Origin of the sequence: Corynebacterium sp. CCUG 70398 (assembly GCF_024454055.1) — a bacterium.
In the GTDB taxonomy this organism is placed as follows: Bacteria; Actinomycetota; Actinomycetes; order Mycobacteriales; family Mycobacteriaceae; genus Corynebacterium; species Corynebacterium genitalium.
In genome coordinates, this window is record NZ_JAGPYZ010000001.1 from 439,012 (window position 1) to 455,558 (window position 16,547).

14 protein-coding genes and 1 pseudogene are annotated in these 16,547 nt (G+C 63.4%); 7 read left to right on the forward strand and 8 right to left on the reverse strand.

What is annotated here, in order from left to right:
* Positions 1-7: 7 nt before the first annotated feature.
* The 7 genes from KBX07_RS02105 to KBX07_RS02135 all read right to left on the reverse strand — a co-directional run bounded on the left by KBX07_RS02105 (position 8) and on the right by KBX07_RS02135 (position 6,342).
* Positions 8-436, reverse strand: a complete 429-nt coding sequence (locus KBX07_RS02105) for a metal-sulfur cluster assembly factor (protein WP_256022898.1) — start codon at positions 434-436, stop codon at positions 8-10.
* 71 nt (positions 437-507) lie between these two features.
* Complete coding sequence (sufU, locus tag KBX07_RS02110) at positions 508-957, reverse strand: Fe-S cluster assembly sulfur transfer protein SufU (RefSeq protein ID WP_256022802.1); 450 nt, start codon at positions 955-957, stop codon at positions 508-510.
* Between the two features lie 22 nt (positions 958-979).
* Positions 980-2,236, reverse strand: coding sequence for a cysteine desulfurase (locus tag KBX07_RS02115; protein WP_256022804.1), 1,257 nt, complete (start codon positions 2,234-2,236; stop codon positions 980-982).
* Complete coding sequence (gene sufC, locus KBX07_RS02120) at positions 2,237-2,992, reverse strand: Fe-S cluster assembly ATPase SufC (protein ID WP_256022806.1); 756 nt, start codon at positions 2,990-2,992, stop codon at positions 2,237-2,239.
* A gap of 31 nt (positions 2,993-3,023) precedes the next feature.
* Positions 3,024-4,205, reverse strand: a complete 1,182-nt coding sequence (sufD, locus tag KBX07_RS02125; protein ID WP_256022807.1) for a Fe-S cluster assembly protein SufD — start codon at positions 4,203-4,205, stop codon at positions 3,024-3,026.
* Positions 4,206-5,651 (reverse strand): Fe-S cluster assembly protein SufB, encoded by a 1,446-nt coding sequence (gene sufB / locus KBX07_RS02130; protein WP_040423696.1) that lies wholly within the window; start codon positions 5,649-5,651, stop codon positions 4,206-4,208. It lies immediately after the preceding gene.
* On the reverse strand, positions 5,644-6,342 hold the full coding sequence (locus tag KBX07_RS02135) for a metalloregulator ArsR/SmtB family transcription factor (protein ID WP_255994949.1): 699 nt from the start codon (positions 6,340-6,342) through the stop codon (positions 5,644-5,646). Before KBX07_RS02135 ends, sufB begins: the two co-directional genes overlap by 8 nt.
* A 114-nt stretch (positions 6,343-6,456) precedes the next feature.
* On the opposite strand from KBX07_RS02135, the gene mptB reads away from it, so the two are divergent.
* The 5 genes from mptB to KBX07_RS02160 all read left to right on the forward strand — a co-directional run bounded on the left by mptB (position 6,457) and on the right by KBX07_RS02160 (position 11,945).
* Positions 6,457-8,115: a polyprenol phosphomannose-dependent alpha 1,6 mannosyltransferase MptB gene (mptB, locus tag KBX07_RS02140; RefSeq protein ID WP_255994950.1), complete on the forward strand. Its 1,659-nt coding sequence runs from the start codon at positions 6,457-6,459 to the stop codon at positions 8,113-8,115.
* A 5-nt stretch (positions 8,116-8,120) separates the two neighbouring features.
* Entirely contained in the window at positions 8,121-9,029 is a 909-nt protein-coding gene (locus tag KBX07_RS02145; protein WP_255994951.1) for an ABC transporter ATP-binding protein, read from the forward strand.
* A gap of 4 nt (positions 9,030-9,033) precedes the next feature.
* The gene (locus KBX07_RS02150) at positions 9,034-9,804 is read left to right on the forward strand and encodes an ABC transporter permease (RefSeq protein WP_005290067.1); all 771 of its coding nucleotides are present in this window, start codon (positions 9,034-9,036) and stop codon (positions 9,802-9,804) included.
* A gap of 82 nt (positions 9,805-9,886) precedes the next feature.
* Complete coding sequence (locus KBX07_RS02155) at positions 9,887-10,930, forward strand: heme A synthase (protein WP_255994952.1); 1,044 nt, start codon at positions 9,887-9,889, stop codon at positions 10,928-10,930.
* 49 nt (positions 10,931-10,979) lie between these two features.
* Complete coding sequence (locus KBX07_RS02160) at positions 10,980-11,945, forward strand: quinone oxidoreductase (protein ID WP_255994953.1); 966 nt, start codon at positions 10,980-10,982, stop codon at positions 11,943-11,945.
* A gap of 6 nt (positions 11,946-11,951) precedes the next feature.
* Here KBX07_RS02160 and KBX07_RS02165 read toward each other — a convergent pair whose 3' ends face one another.
* Entirely contained in the window at positions 11,952-12,902 is a 951-nt protein-coding gene (locus KBX07_RS02165) for a heme o synthase (protein WP_255997706.1), read from the reverse strand.
* A gap of 217 nt (positions 12,903-13,119) precedes the next feature.
* Here KBX07_RS02165 and KBX07_RS02170 point away from each other — a divergent pair.
* Positions 13,120-14,235, forward strand: a pseudogene (locus KBX07_RS02170) (CapA family protein).
* Between the two features lie 151 nt (positions 14,236-14,386).
* On the forward strand, positions 14,387-16,528 hold the full coding sequence (gene tkt, locus KBX07_RS02175; RefSeq protein WP_255997705.1) for a transketolase: 2,142 nt from the start codon (positions 14,387-14,389) through the stop codon (positions 16,526-16,528).
* Positions 16,529-16,547 lie beyond the last annotated feature (19 nt).

Here is a 16,547-nt window from a genome sequence, read left to right on the forward strand (position 1 = left end):
AAATCACCTAGACGGCGAACCCGAGGGCACGCAGCTGCTCGCGGCCGTCCTCGGTGATCATGTGCGGGCCCCACGGCGGCATCCATACCCAGTGCAGAGCGATGGCATCGACGGTGCCAGAGCCGACAGCGGCAGCTTCGACCTGCTCTTCGAGAACGTCGGTCAGCGGGCACGCGGGCGAGGTCAGCGTCATGCTGATCACAGCTGTCTTCTTTCCACCGTCTTCCTCGATCCACAGGTCGTAGACGAGACCCAAGTCGACGACGTTGAGGCCCAGCTCGGGGTCAATCACGTCGTGCATGTACTCAGCGACGTCAGCGGCGATCTGAATCTGCTCTTCGGTCTGCTCGGGTCGCTCACCGGGACCGTCGAAGCTGGAGGATCCGTTCTTCTCCTGATCCTCCTGGGCCTCTTGCGCCGCCTGGGCGGTCTCCATGTCGGTCGGGGCGAGCTCGCCGTTCTCGTCGACAGCGTTGTTGAGCGTGTTGTCGGTGGGGTTGGACATGTCTACTCCTTTTCGTTCAGCGCATCGCTCGTGGCGGCCTGAAAAGCCTTCCAGCCGAGCAGGGCGCACTTCACGCGTGCGGGGAACTTTGCTACACCGGCAAAGGCAATGCCATCGCCGACCATTCCTGGGTCGCCTTCTTCCTCGCCCTTGGAGGTGATCATCAGCTCGAAGGCGTCGAGCTTCTTCATTGCCTCCGCCACAGGCAGGCCGATGACCTCCTCCGTGAGCACGCTTGTCGACGCCTGCGAGATCGAGCACCCGACCGCATCATAAGAGATGTCCTCAACGGTGTTCCCGTCTTCGGACAGCTGCACGCGCAGGGTCAGCTCATCGCCGCAGGAAGGGTTGACGTGGTGCACCTCAGCGTCGAACGGGTCGCGCAAGCCGGCGTTCTGCGGGTTCTTGTAATGGTCGAGGATGACCTCTTGATACATTGCTTCTAAGTTCATAGTGCTCCCTAGAACGCCGTGGCTAGCCGAAGAATTCCTTGGCGTGACCGATGGCGCTGACAAGCGTGTCGATCTCGTCGGTGGTGTTGTACAGATAGAAGCTCGCGCGTGCCGTGGAGTGGGCGTTCAGGCCGCGGTGAGCGGGCCACGCACAGTGGTGCCCCACACGGATGCACACGCCACGGGAATCAAGGACTTGGCCCATATCGTGCGGGTGAATCCCGTCAACAGTGAAGGACACCGCTCCCCCGCGCATCTCCGGCGTCGCCGGGCCGGCGAGACGCAGCCCGTCGATCTCCTGCATGCGCTCGAGTGCGTAGGCGGTGAGCATGTGCTCATGGGCCTGGATGTTCTCCATACCGACTTCATTCAGGAAATCGACAGCTGCGCCAAGCCCAACGACCTGACTGGTCATCTGCGTGCCAGCCTCGAAACGCTGCGGAGCAGGCGCAAAGGTCGATCCCTCCATGCGCACCACCTCGATCATCGAGCCACCGGTGAGGAACGGCGGAAGCTGATTCAGCAGCTCCCCCTTGCCGTAGACGACACCGACGCCGGACGGGCCACACATCTTGTGGCCGGAGAAAGCCGCGAAGTCGACATCGAGGGCGTGGAAATCCACCGGCTGGTGCGGCACGGACTGGCACGCGTCGAGCACGGTCAGCGCTCCCACGTCCTTGGCGCGGCGCACAATCTCGGCGACATCTGGAATCGCGCCAGTCACGTTGGACTGGTGGGTGAACGCCACAACCTTGACGGTCTCGTCGAGCTCGAGCGAATCGAGGTCGATGCGGCCGTCGTCGGTCAGCGTGTACCACTTCAACGTCGCACCAGTGCGGCGCGCAAGCTCCTGCCACGGCACAAGGTTGGCGTGGTGCTCCAGCTCCGTGATGACAATCGTGTCCTCGGAGGTGATCTGGTACTCGCCAGCGCGATCGTCGCCAAGCGTGAAGGCGACAAGGTTGAGCGCTTCCGTCGCGTTCTTCGTGAACGCGATCTCGTGTCCTTCCGCACCAACGAACGCGGCGATCTTCTCGCGCGCGGACTCGTAAGCGTCGGTGGCCTCCTCTGCGAGCTGGTAGGCACCGCGGTGCACTGGAGCGAAGGTGTTCAGCACGAACTCTTCCTCTGCGCGCCACACGCGCTCAGGCCGCTGGGAGGTCGCACCGGAGTCCAAATAGACCACCGGCACGTCGTCGCGGACCGTGCGGTGCAGAATCGGAAACTCGGCGCGCACCGCACCCACGTCGAGCGTGCCGTCGGGGTTAAGAAACGTCATTTAGATGAACGCCTCGTATCCCTCGGACTCGAGCTTCTCAGCCAGCTCAAAGCCGCCGGAGTGCTTGATCACGCCGTCCGCGAAGATGTGGACGTGGTCCGGGCGCACGTAGTTGAGGATGCGCTGGTAGTGGGTGATCATCAGGATGCCGCCGTCGGTCTCCTGCTGGTAGCGGTTGATGCCCTCAGAGACAATGCGCAGGGCATCGACGTCGAGGCCGGAGTCGGTCTCGTCCATCACAGCGAACTTCGGCTTCATCAGGGCGAGCTGCATGACCTCGTGGCGCTTCTTCTCACCACCGGAGAAGCCTTCGTTCACGGCACGCTCGGAGAACGACGGGTCGATCTTCAGGTCGTCGCGGGCCTGGTTGAGCTCCTGAACCCACTCGCGCAGCTTCGGTGCCTCGCCGCGCACGGCGGTGACGGCGGAGCGCATGAAGTTCGAGGAGGACACGCCCGGGACCTCGACCGGGTACTGCATGGCCAGGAAGAGGCCGGCGCGTGCGCGCTCGTCGACTTCCATGTCGAGGATGTTCTCGCCATCGAGAAGCACCTCACCGTCAGTCACCTCGTAGGACGGGTGGCCGGACAGGGTGTAGGCCAGAGTGGACTTGCCGGAGCCGTTCGGGCCCATGATGGCGTGGGTCTCACCGGAGTTGATGGTCAGGTTGACGCCCTTGAGGATCGGGGTCGGCTCCTGCCCCTCCTCGAGCGGGAGGACCGAAGCGTGAAGGTTCTTGATTTCAAGCGTGGACATAGTGCTCTTTCTAGATTGGAAGGGTCAGGGTTTACAGTTCGACGTTCTCGAGCTCGCCGGAGACGCGGTTAATCAGCTCTTCGCGCACATTCTCAACCGGGATGCGGTTGAGAACCTCGTTGAAGAAGCCGCGGACAATGAGGCGGCGTGCCTCGCCGTCGGGGATACCGCGGGACTTGAGGTAGAACAACTGCTCCTCGTCGAATCGGCCAACGGTGGCGGCGTGGCCTGCGCCCGGGATGTCACCGGTCTCGATCTCGAGGTTCGGGATCGCGTCGGCGCGTGCGCCGTCGGTCAAAACGATGTTGCGGTTGGCCTCGTAGGTCTCCGTGCCGGAAGCGTTGGAGCGGATGAGCACGTCGCCGACCCAGCAGGTGCGGGCGTCAGGGAGCTTGGAGTCCTTGTCGCCCTGCAGTGCACCCTTGTACAGCACGTTGGAGCGGCAGTACGGGTGGTTGTGGTCCACCAGCAGGCGGTTTTCAATGTACTGCCCGTCGTCGGCGTAGTAGACACCGGTCAGCTCGACGTCACCGCCGGAGCCTGCGTACTTCACGCGCGGGGTGTTGCGGACCAGCTCACCGCCGAAAGTGGCAACGGTGTGGCGCAGCACGGCGTCACGGCCGCAGACGATGCTCTGCGCACCGACGTGAACGGCGTCGTTATTCCACTGCTCGTCGACCACGACGTTGACCTGCGCGTTGTCACCGATGACGAAGTTGACGTTGTCGGCGTGGGTGCCGGAGCCTTCGTACTGCACCAGGATGGTGGCGGTCGCGCTCTGGCCCACCTCGATGTGGAGGCCGGAGAAGGTGGTCACGTCCAGACCTGCACCGGTGGTGGTGATGACCACTGGCTCGGTCAGCTCGGCGTTCGCCGGGACGGAAACAATCGTCGCGTGCGGCATGGAGGTCCATGCCTGAGCAGCGATGCGGTCGACCGGGGCGGACGTGGTCTTGAGTCGCTCGTCGTCAGGCGACACCTGCTCGACGGTGACCTCGGCCGGGCCGGACACGTTGACCTGCGCCTCACCCTGGTCCGGGAAGGTGCCGTTGTGCAGCCCACGCAGGCGGCGCAGGGACACGAAACGCCAGATTTCGTCGCGGCCCTGCGGAACCTCGAAGTCGTTGACGTCGTAGGAGGCGAACAGGTCACCCTTGTTGTCGTGGAACGTGGCGTTGCCGACGCGTTCCTTCTTGGTAACGGTCTCGGTCAATTAACCCACCGATCCTTCCATCTGCAGTTCAATGAGGCGGTTGAGCTCGAGCGCGTACTCCATCGGGAGTTCCTTGGCGATCGGCTCGATGAAGCCGCGGACGATCATCGCCATCGCGTCTTCCTCGGAGATGCCGCGCGACATCAGGTAGAACAGCTGCTCTTCGCTGACCTTGGACACCTTGGCCTCGTGGCCCAGGGTGACGTGGTCGTTGCGGATGTCGTTGTACGGGTAGGTGTCGGTGCGCGAGATGTTGTCCACCAGCAGTGCGTCGCACTCGATGTTGGAGGTGGAGTTCTTCGCGTTGGCGTTGATCTGGACCAGGCCGCGGTAGGCTGCGCGGCCGCCGTTGCGGGAGACGGACTTGGACACGATGTTGGAGGACGTATTCGGCGCCATGTGGACGACCTTGGCACCGGTGTCCTGGGTCTGGCCTTCGCCACAGAACTGCGCGGAGAGGACTTCGCCGCGGGCGTTCGGGCCGGTCATCCAGACAGCCGGGTACTTCATGTTCACCTTGGAGCCGATGTTGCCGTCGACCCACTCCATCGTGGCGCCTTCTTCGGCGCGGGCACGCTGGGTGACCAGGTTGTAGACGTTGGTGGACCAGTTCTGGATCGTGGTGTAGCGGCAGCGCGCGTTCTTCTTCACGATGATCTCGACCACGGCCGCGTGCAGCGAGTCGGACTGGTAGATCGGAGCGGTGCAGCCCTCCACGTAGTGGACGTACGCGTCCTCGTCGACGACGATGAGCGTGCGCTCAAACTGACCCATGTTCTCGGTGTTGATGCGGAAGTATGCCTGCAGCGGGATCTCCACGTGCACACCCTTCGGCACGTAGATGAAGGAACCGCCGGACCACACAGCAGCGTTCAGCGCGGAGAACTTGTTGTCGCCAGCCGGGACGACGGAGCCAAAGTACTCCTTGAACAGCTCAGGGTATTCGCGCAGACCGGTGTCGGTGTCGACGAAGATGACGCCCTGCTCCTCCAAGTCCTCGCGGATCTTGTGGTAGACGACCTCGGACTCGTACTGCGCAGCGACACCTGCGACGAGGCGCTGCTTCTCAGCCTCCGGGATGCCCAGCTTGTCGTAGGTGTTCTTAATGTCCTCCGGCAGGTCCTCCCAGCTGGTGGCCTGCTTCTCAGTGGAGCGGACGAAGTACTTGATCTGGTCGAAATCAATGCCGGACAGATCCGGGCCCCACGTCGGCAGCGGCTTCTTGTTGTAGATGTCCAGTGCCTTCAAGCGCTGCTCGAGCATCCACTCCGGCTCATTCTTGGCTGCGGAGATGTCGCGCACGACCTGCTCGTCGAGGCCGCGGCGGGCAGCCGCACCAGCCTCGTCAGAGTCGTGCCACCCGTAGTTGTACGGGCCCATCGACTCAATAATCTCATCGTCATTCATCGGCTTTTCCAGGCCGGGTGCGGGAGTCGTACTAGTCATCGTCTCCGCTCCTTTCCTTGTGGGTTCCTCCAGCTTGGGCATTGCTTGCAGTGCCGTCAGCGCGGCTGATGTGGGCTGTGCAGACACCGTCCCCGTTAGCGATGAGCGCCAGCGGGGACACAGCGGCTCCAACGAGCTCCGCGATCAGCTCGTGCTCGGCTTCACATATCTCCGGGTATTCGGCGGCGACCGCATGAATGGGACAGTGACGCTGGCACAGTTGCAGAGACGAGCCTACGTTGTCCGCGTTCGCGGCGTAGCCATGGGCTGCGAAAGCGGCTGCAACATCACGCGTTCGCTTATCGACGTCCCCTTCACCAGCGACATCACCCAGCACCTTCTCCGCGCGTTTCCGGGCGAGATTCTTCACCGCGTCACGCCCGCCGAGGGCTTCCACTTCAGCGAACGCCGCCAGTGCGAGCTCATCGTAACCGTGTCCGTTGCGTTCACGACCGTCCCGGGTGAGCTGGTAATACTTCGCCGGACGGCCGCGGGTGGCAGGGCCAGTTGTGTCAGCCTCGGCGAGTTCCGCCAGACCTTCTGCAAGCAGTTTGTCTAGGTGCCTGCGCACGCCGGCGGGCGTGATGCCCACCTTCTCAGCCAGTTCGGCGACGGTCACAGGCCGCGACGTGAGCATCGCGGACATGATCAGGCGGCGCGTCTCGCCGTCAGTGGAACGGGTGACTGCCATTGCCGTCTCCTTTCCGTGAACTCACAACACCTTTAGACATCACTAGTGTGCCTTAAATCGATCACGCTCGGCAACGGGGGTCGGGTGTCGGAGCCGTTTTGTACACTGACCGGTGTGAAAATCCGTCCCGCTCCTGCCAAGCAACCGCTTGCCCGTTTCACGGGCGAGCTACCCCGCTTGGGCCGGCCGGGTTCGCGCTCTGCCGAACTACACGCGGCCGAACTACACGCGGGAATGATCGAAGGCACTCCCTCCGTCCAGCCTAGCGTGTGGGAGCGTAACCGCTTCGAAGTCCTGCGCGTGCTCGGCGTCATCGGCACTTTACTCATGGGCCTCGGAGGCTTAGGCGGCGGAGCGCTACCCGTGGTCAACAACGCCTACGGTTCTTTCCCTTTCGGCGCGTTGATGGGGCGGATGATGGTGGCATCATCAAGCATTGTGCTGCTGGGCGTCGCCCTCGTTGTTCTGGCGTGGTTGCTCATGGGCACCTTCGTCGGCGCTGCCGGCGGACCGTCGCGTGTCGGGGTGCCGGTGCTGCTGCGCACATTCGCGGTCTGGGTGGCGCCCCTGGTGTTCACCGCTCCCCTGTTCACGCAGGACATCTATTCCTATCTCGCGCAGGGGTCGATCGTCGCACAGGGCATGGACCCCTATTCCGCAGGGCCTGTGGAGCTGCTCGGGCGAGAGAACCCGCTGGCGCGTTCCGTGCCGTTCATTTGGGCCGAATCGCCCAGCCCCTACGGACCGGTGGCGCTGGGGATCTCGGCGGGAATCTCCATCCTCACGGGCGACTCGGTGTTCTGGGGTGTCGTGTGTCACCGGCTGGTGTCACTAGCGGGTGTTGCGGCCGCAGCGTGGGGCGTCGTGGCGCTTGCTCGCCGCTGCAACGTTTCCGGTGCGGTGGCGGTGTGGATGGGCGTGCTCAACCCTTTGGTGATTCTCCACTTGGTCGGCGGGATCCATAATGAGGCCGTGATGATGGGCATCCTGCTCATCGGTCTGGAACTAGGTCTGCGCGGCATTGACGCGCTCAATGCTGGCCTGGTGAAACGTCGGGGCGTCGTGTTGCTGGTCGTTTCGGGTGCGTTGATCACGTGCGCCGGCATGGTGAAAGTGCCCGGCTTCCTCGCGCTCGGCTTCGTCGGCATGTCGCTCGCGCGCCGGTGGGGTGGCTGGACCGGCATCGCCAAAGCCGCTGCAGTGCAGACGCTCATCATGGTGACCACGATCGCCGCTGTCACCGTGGCCACTCGCATCGGGCTGGGTTGGGTGACGGGCCAGGGCGGTGCCGCGTCAATACGCAGCTGGCTCTCACTGACCACCGACATCGGCGTGATCTCCGCATTCTTCGCCCAGCTACTGGGCTTGGGCGACCATTCTGAAGCGACACTCGCCATTGCTCGCACCGTGGGGTTGGTGGTCGCAGTCGCGTTCTGCGTGCGCATGCTGTGGGCGACGTTCAAGGGCACGATTCACCCCGTTGGGGGGTTAGGCGTGGCCACGCTCGTCCTCGTGCTTCTTTTCCCTGTTGTTCATCCCTGGTACCCGCTGTGGGGCATCATGCCGCTTGCCGCCTGGGCCAACCGCAGGTTCTTCCGGGTGGCTGTAGCTGGGTATTCGGCGGTTTTCAGTTTCCTCGTACTGCCGCGGGGGCTCGCCCTCCCAGCGGGGACCGTAGTGACTATCTACTCATTGCTCATCGTTTCGGCGCTGATTCTCGCGCTGATGGCGTGTGGGTGGTTAAAGGCCCGGGGCAGCAAAGTCTTACACTGACGGCAATGAGTACAGATGAGGTTGCCCTGCGTGTGAGCAACGTGGTGAAGACTTTCGGCAGCACCACTGCTGTCAATGGAATGTCCTTTGCTGCTCGCCGCGGCGAAGTGCTCGCCTTGCTCGGCCCGAACGGCGCTGGCAAGACCACCACGATTGAGATGTGTGAAGGATTCACCACCCCTACTTCCGGCTCGATCGACGTATTGGGGATGGACCCGCAAACAGAGCCAGAAAAGGTGCGCGAGCGCATCGGCATCATGCTCCAAGGCGGCGGTTCCTACTCCGGCATTCGCGTCAAGGAGATGCTCAATCTCACCGCCTCCTACAACGCAGATCCACTCGATCCCGAATGGCTCATGGACGTCCTCGGCCTGCGGTCAGTGGCATCGACGACGTACCGGCGGCTCTCGGGCGGCCAGCAGCAACGCCTATCGCTTGCGCTGGCGCTCATCGGGCGCCCTGAGCTCGTTTTTCTCGACGAGCCGACCGCCGGCATGGATGCCCAGTCACGGCGCACCGTGTGGCAGCTCATCAGCGCTTTGCGCCGCGACGGCGTGACCATCATCCTCACCACACACCTCATGGACGAGGCAGAAGAGTTGGCCGACAACGTGGTGATCGTCGACCAAGGCGCGGTCATCGCAGAAGGCAGCCCTACCGAACTCATTGCCGAAGGCGCTTCTGAAACGCTCGAAGTGCGCACTGTTGGCAGCCTCGACGTGGCTGCTCTCCCCGACCTGCAAGAGGTGGAGCCAGGGTTGTACCAGCTCATTGCCGCACCCACGCCAAAGATCATCGCCGCCGTAGCGAGTGAAGCCGCACGGCAGGGAGTACTGATCAGCTCCATGGGCACACGCCGCCGCAGTTTGGAGGACGTCTTCCTGGATCTCACGGGAAGAGAGTTGAGGGCCTGACACCATGACCACTACCGATTTCCCACCCGGCACCTTCACCCCGGCTCCGCAGCGGGCGAGCGCCGCGGCGATGGCGGCAGCGCAAGGCCGCATCGAGTCGAAGCTCATGCTCCGCCACGGAGAGCAACTGCTGCTCAACCTCATCGTGCCGGCAGCCATCCTCATCGGTGCCGTGTTCGTGCCCGTCTTAGGCGACAATGTCACCCTCAATGAACTCGTCCCCATGGTCTTCTCCATCGCCGCGGCCGGCGCCGGGTTCACCGGACAAGCCATCGCGTTGGCGTTTGACCGCCGCTACGGGGCACTCAAACGAACGGGCGCCTCAGGCGTGCCAGCGTGGACAATCATCGCTGGGAAGGTCATCGGCGTGCTGTCTACCGTGGTAGTGCAGATTCTCGTGCTCGGCGCAATCGCGCTGTTCTTAGGATGGCGGGTTTCCGTTGGCGGCGCGTTGCTGGGGTTGCTTACTCTGCTCATCGGTGTCACTGCGTTCACGGCGTTGGGGTTACTGTTGGGGGGCACGCAGTCATCGGAAAGCGTGCTTGCCAGCGCGAACCTGATCTGGTTGCTACTGCTCGCCGTGCTGGGGTGGGTCGTCTACGCCGGGCTCCTCGGCTCGCCTGGGGTGTGGGACGTGGTGCCCACCGTGGCGCTCGCGAGCGCGATGACCGGCGCGTTGAACGGCACTATCTACCTCACCGCGTGGATGTCGCTGTCTGCTTGGACAATTTTGGCGGTTTTGGGAACTATCCGGTGGTTCCGTTTCGACGGATAAAGAGCGGGCCAGATTAGACATTGGTGCCGCGAAAAGTAGATGATCAAAGCAGCACTGGTACCGCAAAGGAGAAGGGCGCGACGTGAGCACGACAACCCAGGACGACAATCGGGCATTCCGTGAGAAGATCCGCGACGTGCCGTCGGTCAGGACTCAGCGCATCTTCGCGCTCATCATGCTCATCGCGCAGGGCGGGATCACCTTCACTGGATCACTCGTGCGCGTCACCGGTTCTGGGTTGGGCTGCAACACGTGGCCGCTGTGCCACGAGGGCTCGTTGTTCCCGGTGCCGGGTGCGGCGCCGTGGGTGCAGCAGGTCATCGAGTTCGGCAACCGCACCCTGACATTCGTAGTGGTCGCAACGACGATCCTGGTGTTCTGGGCTGTCATGAAGGCTGGTCGACGCAACTCGATCATCGTGCTGTCCGTGCTCTCCGGTCTTGGAGTCGTCTTGCAGGCCGTGATCGGCGGCATCTCGGTGTTGCTTGACCTGCGGTGGTGGTCTGTAGCCATTCACTTCCTGCCGTCGATGCTGCTCGTCTGGATCGCTGCTGTTCTCTACATGCGCATTAAAGAGCCTGACGATGTCGCACCCACCGAGCGCTTCTCCCCCGCTACCCGTTCTTTGGTCGTCGTCGCTGCGGTCGCGCTGTGCCTCGTTTTGGTGACCGGCACGATGGTCACCGGTTCCGGCCCGCACTCCGGCGATTCCGGTGTGGGAATGGAAGGTCGCCTGGCTATCGACACGCAGCTACTCGCGTACGTGCACGCGGCGTGCATGTACATCTACTTTGTGTTCACCCTCATCGCTGTCTACATGCTGCGCCGCCAGAACGCCCCGAAGGACGCGTTCAACACCGCGTTGGTGCTCGTGGCCATGATCGTCGTGCAGTGGGCCATCGGTGTGGGCCAGTTCTACCTGGGTGTGCCGCGCTGGACGGTGCCCATGCACATCATCATGTCCTCTGTGGTGGTGGCCTACAGCGCGTTCCTGTACAGCCACGGCAGCCGCCGGCTTCCCCTCCTTGAGCCGCACCAGCACAATACGCTCGCGATCCGGGACGCCCGCGGCCCCAGCGGCAACCCCAGCGACCCCAGCGACCCAAGCACCGCTGCCGCCGTCTAAAACGGGGTGAACCGGCCCCGCAGCGCCGGGCGGCACGTAGCCTGGAGCCATGAAGGCTATCCAGATCACCCAGCACGGCGGCCCCGACGTCCTCACGGTCGTCGAGACAGCGGACCCCACACCACAGGACCATCAGGTTCTCGTGGAGGTGCTCTACGCGGGTGTCAACTACATTGACACCTATTTCCGCGAGGGCATCTACCACAGCGAGCTGCCCTTCATTCCGGGCAAGGAAGGCTGCGGCCGCGTCATCCACGACCCGCGCGGTGAGATCGCCGACGGCACTGTTGTCGCCTGGGACTCCGCGGAAGGGTCCTACGCGGAAAAGGTCTGCGTGGACCGCGCCCGCCTCGTCGCCGTACCGGACTCGATTTCACCCGAGGTTGCCGCTTCGATGCTGCTGCAGGGCATGACCGCCCACTACCTGCTCTACGGGGTGCGCGACACCCAGCAGGGCGATTCTATGCTGGTGACGGCTGGCGCGGGTGGGGTGGGGTTGCTGTTGACCCAGCTCGCTAACGCCCAAGGCGCGACGGTCTACTCCGTGGTGTCCACTGATGAGAAAGAAGAACTCGCCTACGCCGCTGGTGCCACCGAGGTGTTCCGTTACAGCGAGGGCTTGGCGGAAACCGTGCGGCGGCGAAACGCTGGCCGTGGGGTCGACGTGGTGTATGACGGCGTGGGCAAAGACACCTTCCAGGAATCGCTCGAGGCGGTCCGCCCACGCGGCTTGGTCTGCCTTTTCGGCGCCGCGTCAGGCCCGGTGGAGCCGTTTGACCCGCAGCTATTGAACAAGCACGGCTCGATCTTCCTCACCCGTCCGTCGCTTGGCGCGTACACCGCGACCGACGACGAGTTCCGGATGCGCGCGCAAGCCGTCGTGCGCGCGGTTGAGGAGGGAGCGCTCAACATCCGCGTCCACGAGCCCTACGCGCTTGACGACGCTTCCCGCGCCCACCACGACCTTCAATCCCGCAGCACGACCGGCTCCGTCGTGTTGAAAGTGGCCGATTAGCGGCGCTTAGGCGGGGAAGAGTTCCGCGATCGTCGGTAAACCGAGGATGGCGTCGACGGACAGTCCGAGGAAGAGCACTGCCAAGTAGTTGTTCGACAAAATGAACAGCTTGAGCGGCTTGACGTCTTCGCCACGCTTGATGGCGTTGTGCAGGCGCGTGGCCATGAGCAGGAAGGCCGCCCCGGACAGTGCAGCGACTGCGAGGTAAATCCAGGATGTCGCCGGGACGAGTGCCAGCGAGATGAGCACGGTCAGCCACGAGTAGATGAGGATCTGTTTCGTGGTTTCTTCCGGGCTGGCGACGACAGGTAGCATCGGTACGTTCGCACGGGCGTAGTCGTCCTTGTACTTCATGGCCAGGGCCCACGTGTGCGGCGGTGTCCAGAAGAAGATGATGAGAAACAGCACGACCGCCTGCCACCATCGGTCCGGGCTACCGTCGGAAACATTACTGCGGATGACAGCCCAGCCGACCATGACCGGCATGCAGCCGGCCGCGCCGCCCCAGATGACGTTCTGCCAGGTCTTGCGCTTGAGCCACTTGGTGTAGACGAAGATGTAGAACCAGTTGGTCAGGATGATGAAGAACGCGGCCAACCAGGACTTGCACACCAGCCCCAGCCACAGAACCGACAGGATCAGCAGCGCCCATGCGAAAACTCGGGCGCGTTCCTTCGTCACCGTGTGGCGGACCAGCGGGCGGGCACGGGTGCGCCCCATCTTCTGGTCAATGTCGTAGTCGGCGACCATGTTGAACGTGTTTGCCGCACCGGCCCCCATCCAGCCACCGAAGAGGGTGGCCAGGATGAGCAGAACGTGGACTTCACCACGGTCCGCCTGCAGCATTGCCGGGATGGCGGCGACCAGCAAGAGCTCAATGACCCTCGGCTTCGTCAACGCGAAATACGCCTTGATGGTCTCCAACAAATACTCCTCAACAACACACGTTTCACACAGCGGGGATTCGCTCTGGGATGGTTCCTCCCGGGGCCGAACCAGTAGAGAACTAGTCGGCAATGTCAGCGCAGAAGTTCCCGGGATCCCCGCAAACACCCGGATATCGTACCGCTGGAAAGCATGCGGGCGGAAATCACATACTGATAAATTGAAATGCATGTCCCGCCGCGTCACATTCACCGTGGTTTCCGCTATCACCATGGTTTCCGCCGCAACAATGAGCTCCTGCAGCCTCGTTGATCAAGCCGTGCAGTCCTCCCCTTCTATACCGGCAGACTCTGGTGAGGACACCGCTGCGGCGCTTCCAGAGCAAGACGACATCGAGGCGTCGATCACGATCCGCTCCATTGGCGACATCCTCCCCCATGAAGAGGTTTACGCCGACGCGGCGAACCGTGCGGGCGGGACCGGCTACAACTTTGCGCCAATGCTCGACCCCGTGCGCCCGTACCTGCAAAACGCCGACATCACCACGGCGAACATGGAGGTCCCCGTCGCCGGAGAAGAACTCTTGCTTTCCGGGTACCCAGCCTTCAACTCACCCCCGGAAGTCGTCGACGCACTCTCAGGGGCAGGCGTGGACATAGTCAACAACGCTTCGAACCACTCGCTGGATCGTGGGTTGGAGGGGCTGCAAACGTCGACAAGCAATCTCCGTGAACGCTGAATGCTGTATGTGGGCAGTTACAGCTCACCTGAGGACCGTGCCACGCCGCGCGTGATCGACCGCAACGGTTTGAAGGTGGGGTTCTTGTCCTACACCTACGGTACAAACGGCATCCCGGTGCCGGAAGGGGCTGAGTGGTCGGTCAATCTCATTGGCCCCGAACTCATGCGTGCGGACATTGCTGCGTTGCGGCCAGACGTCGACGTGCTCATCGTGATCATGCACGCCGGCGAGGGATACGAGTCCTTCCCCGTGCAGTACCAAATCGACACCGCCGACACCGCGCGCCATGCTGGAGCGGATTTTGTGCTCGGCGGGCACCCGCATGTGATTGAACCGTTCCAGCGCTACCCCGACAACGAGCCGGGCCTAGGTGTCTGGTGGGGTCACGGAAACATCCTGCACGGACAATTCGCGGAGGAGACGAAGTATGGCGGCATCGGTGAATACACCATCACCCGCCGCAAAGATGGCACCTTGACGCTGGATTCAATCCGGTTCATGCCGACATACAACATGGGTATGCCGCACACGCCTGAGTTCAAAGTGATTCCGCTTGCCGACGCTGACTCGCTGCCCCACGTCGACCCCGCCGCCTCCAAAGCCGTGATCGAGCGGATGATGAACCACTACACCGACGTCGAGGTGGTCGGCTACTTGGACTAACCGCGCGCGAACCCCGGTCCCACCTGCGACCGGCGCAATGATTGCCACTAGTGTGGTGTGGAGTAATCACCCCGAACCCCCGGTAAGCGAGGACATAGTGACTTCCGAGAACTCTGACAACGCCGCACACCTGCCCGAGGAGCTGCAGGCCATGACTGTGGCCCGCTACCCGGAGGACTGGACCGACACCGACACCCGCGCCGTGGACACGGTGCGCGTGCTGGCCGCAGACGCAGTGGAGAACTGCGGCTCCGGCCACCCGGGAACGGCCATGTCGCTGGCGCCGTTGGCATACACTCTCTACCAGCGCGTCATGGTGCACGACCCAGCTGACCCGCACTGGGTCGGCCGCGACCGCTTCGTGCTGTCCAACGGTCACTCTTCCCTGACCCAGTACATCCAGCTGTACCTGGGCGGCTTCGGCCTTGAGATCGAGGACTTGGTTTCCCTGCGTACTTGGGGTTCCAAGACCCCGGGCCACCCCGAGTACAACCACACCGCCGGTGTGGAGATCACCACCGGCCCGCTGGGCCAGGGTTTGGCCTCCGCAGTGGGTATGGCGATGGCCTCGCGCCGCGAGCGCGGTCTCTTCGACCCGTCCGCCGCGCCGGGCGAGTCCCCCTTTGACCACTTCATCTACGTCATCGCCGGCGACGGTGACCTGCAGGAGGGCGTGACCTCTGAGGCTTCCTCTCTGGCGGGCACGCAAAAGCTGGGTAACCTCATTGCCTTCTGGGACGACAACCGCATCTCCATCGAGGACGACACCCAGATCGCCTTCACTGAGGATGTCATGGCCCGCTACGAGGCTTACGGCTGGCAGACCCTGACCGTTGAGTCCGGCGAGGACGTCGCTGCCATCTTGTCCGCCGTCGAGGAGGCGAAGGCCGACACCTCTCGCCCGACGATGATCCGCGTCAAGACGGTCATTGGCTACCCCGCCCCGACCATGATGAACACTGGTGCCGCGCACGGTGCCGCCCTCGGTGCTGAGGAAGTCGCGGCCACCAAGAAGGTGCTCGGCTTCGACCCGGAGGTCATGTTCGGCGTCGAGGAGAAGGTGATCAACCACACCCGCGGCCTGGCCCAGCGCGGTGCACAGGCGCACGCGCAGTGGCAAAAGCGTTTCGACGAATGGGCCTCCGCCAACCCTGACAACAAGGCCCTCTACGACCGCGTGACCGAACGCCGCCTGCCTGAGGGCTGGGCCGACGACATGCCTACCTGGGAACCCGACGCGAAGGGCCTGGCTACCCGCAAGGCATCCGAGGCCTCCATCCAGGCTGTCGCCGCGACGCTTCCGGAACTGTGGGGCGGTTCGGCCGACCTGGCTGGCTCCAACAACACCCTGATCAAGGGAGAGCCGTCCTTCGGCCCGGAATCCATCTCCACCGACATGTTCACCGCCGAGCCCTACGGCCGTAACCTGCACTTCGGTATCCGTGAGCACGCCATGGGCGCGATCATGAACGGTATTGCCCTGCACGGTGGCACCCGCGTCTACGGCGGCACCTTCCTGATCTTCTCCGAGTACCTCTACCCCTCCATCCGCGTCGCGGCTCTGTCAGGCATCGACGGCTACTACGTGTTCACCCACGACTCCATCGGCCTTGGCGAGGACGGACCGACCCACCAGCCCGTGGAAACACTGACCGCCCTGCGCGCCATCCCGGACCTGGCAGTCATCCGCCCGGCCGACGCGAACGAGACGTCCGCTGCGTGGAAGGCCGCCATCGAGGCTGACGAGCAGCCGAAGGCATTCGCCCTGTCCCGTCAGAACCTCCCCGTTCTGGAGGGCACCAAGGAGAAGGCTTTCGAGGGCGTGGCCCGCGGCGCTTATGTGCTCGTTGAAGGCTCCAACGAGACCCCGGACGTCCTGCTCATCGCGACAGGTTCCGAGGTCCAACTCGCTGTTCAAGCTGCCAGCAAGCTTGAACAGGACGGTGTCGCCACCCGTGTCGTGTCCATGCCGTCGATGGAGTGGTTCCTGCAGCAGGACCGCGAGTACATCGACTCCGTGATCCCGCCTCAGGTGCGCGCCCGCGTCTCCGTCGAAGCTGGTGTGTCCATGCCGTGGTTCCGCTTCACCGGTGACCACGGACGCAACGTCTCGCTCGAGCACTTCGGCGCGTCCGCCCCCGGTGACGAGCTGTTCAAACGCTTCGGCATCACCGCTGACGCCGTCTTCGAAGCAGCGCGTGAATCCATTGCATCCGCCAGCTCCGAATCCGCAGGCCCCGCAGACTCTGCCGCTGACCCGCAGCGCACCCGCGTCCGCGGCGACAACATCTAAGCCACCACCACTAAGGAGA

Coding starts and splice junctions, on each gene's coding strand:
- KBX07_RS02105 (WP_256022898.1), bottom strand. CDS start 436: ATGGAGACCGCCCAGGCGGCGCAAGAGGCCCAGGAGGATCAGGAGAAG.
- sufU (WP_256022802.1), bottom strand. CDS start 957: ATGAACTTAGAAGCAATGTATCAAGAGGTCATCCTCGACCATTACAAG.
- KBX07_RS02115 (WP_256022804.1), bottom strand. CDS start 2,236: ATGACGTTTCTTAACCCCGACGGCACGCTCGACGTGGGTGCGGTGCGC.
- sufC (WP_256022806.1), bottom strand. CDS start 2,992: ATGTCCACGCTTGAAATCAAGAACCTTCACGCTTCGGTCCTCCCGCTC.
- sufB (WP_040423696.1), bottom strand. CDS start 5,651: ATGACTAGTACGACTCCCGCACCCGGCCTGGAAAAGCCGATGAATGAC.
- KBX07_RS02135 (WP_255994949.1), bottom strand. CDS start 6,342: ATGGCAGTCACCCGTTCCACTGACGGCGAGACGCGCCGCCTGATCATG.
- KBX07_RS02145 (WP_255994951.1), top strand. CDS start 8,121: ATGAGTACAGATGAGGTTGCCCTGCGTGTGAGCAACGTGGTGAAGACT.
- KBX07_RS02150 (WP_005290067.1), top strand. CDS start 9,034: ATGACCACTACCGATTTCCCACCCGGCACCTTCACCCCGGCTCCGCAG.
- KBX07_RS02160 (WP_255994953.1), top strand. CDS start 10,980: ATGAAGGCTATCCAGATCACCCAGCACGGCGGCCCCGACGTCCTCACG.
- tkt (WP_255997705.1), top strand. CDS start 14,387: ATGACTGTGGCCCGCTACCCGGAGGACTGGACCGACACCGACACCCGC.